This window comes from Orlajensenia flava (assembly GCF_004801905.1).
GTDB classification, from domain to species: domain Bacteria; phylum Actinomycetota; class Actinomycetes; order Actinomycetales; family Microbacteriaceae; genus Orlajensenia; species Orlajensenia flava.
In genome coordinates this window covers 1-1,140 of sequence record NZ_SSSN01000029.1, presented here as the reverse complement: position 1 = coordinate 1,140, position 1,140 = coordinate 1, and the positions used below count along the sequence as shown (strand labels likewise).

Sequence of the window (1,140 nt, the reverse complement as noted above, 5' to 3'; positions counted from 1 at the left end):
TTGATCGAAAAAGCAGCTCTCGCCGTCATAGTCGCCGCCAGGAAGTTGAAACCCTACTTTGATGCACATCCCGTGACGGTCTTAACCGACCAGCCATTGGAAAAAGCATTAGAGAAATTCGACTCCTCCGGCAGGCTTATCAAGTGGGCCGTAGAGCTTTCCGGCTACGGCATTCAGTACAAGCCGAGACCTTCAATCAAAGGACAGGCGCTGGCAGACTTCCTGGCCGAATGCACGTACAGAGAGGAGTCAAACCCCGGTTTATGGCAAGTATACACCGACGGCTCCGCCACGGCAAACAGCTCAGGAGCCGGCATCCTTATCATCAGCCCAAACGGTGACGAGTTTGAGTACGCTTTGAAGTTTACCTTCCCAGCCTCAAACAACGAATCCGAATACGAGGCGGTGATAACCGGAGTCGAGCTAGCTAGGGCCGCCGGAGCAGAACACATCGTGTTAAGGACAGACTCACTCCTCGTGACCAATCAAGTTCGAGGAGAATACGAAACACGAGACGACGGGATGGCAAGATACTTGGAAAGGGTCAAAGCCGACACTTCAAAACTAAAGTCTTTCCAGATCGAGTGCATCCCCAGGAGCGAGAACAACCGCGCCGACGCGCTCTCAAAACTCGCCAGCTCAAGCATCAGGAATGTCAGTCGGACCGTGCTGGTGGATATCAGGACTGCTAAAAGCATCACTGAGACCGTCAGCATGGTGGGCGACATCGAAGCCGAGACGACGTGGATGACTCCGATAACGAAATACTTGCTCACAAAGCAGTTACCGGAGGACCGCAGTCTCTCGGCTAAGATAAAAAGGATCGCTGCAAGATACCTCATGTTCGAAGGAGAGCTATACAGAAGGTCGGTGGTAAGACCACTCTTGAAGTGTGTCGGCCCAACCGACGCGGAGCTAATACTGACAGAGATTCACGAAGGCATCTGTGGACACCACATGGGGGCAAGAGCACTGGCCCACAAGGCTCTCCGAGCCGGCTACTTCTGGCCCACCATGCTGCACGATTCCAGAGCAAAGACCAAGAAGTGTAAAAACTGTCAAATGCACGCTCCGGTGATACACGCACCTTCACGAGATCTGCAGCCGGTACTCAATCCCCTTCCTTTCGCACAGTGGGGG

Annotated in this window: 1 protein-coding gene; it reads left to right on the top strand. The window is 53.5% G+C overall.

Translation table 11 applies throughout. The features are described from left to right. Positions 1-1,140: reverse transcriptase-like protein (locus E6C70_RS16555; protein ID WP_168771000.1), on the top strand; the 1,140-nt coding region annotated here is incomplete at both ends.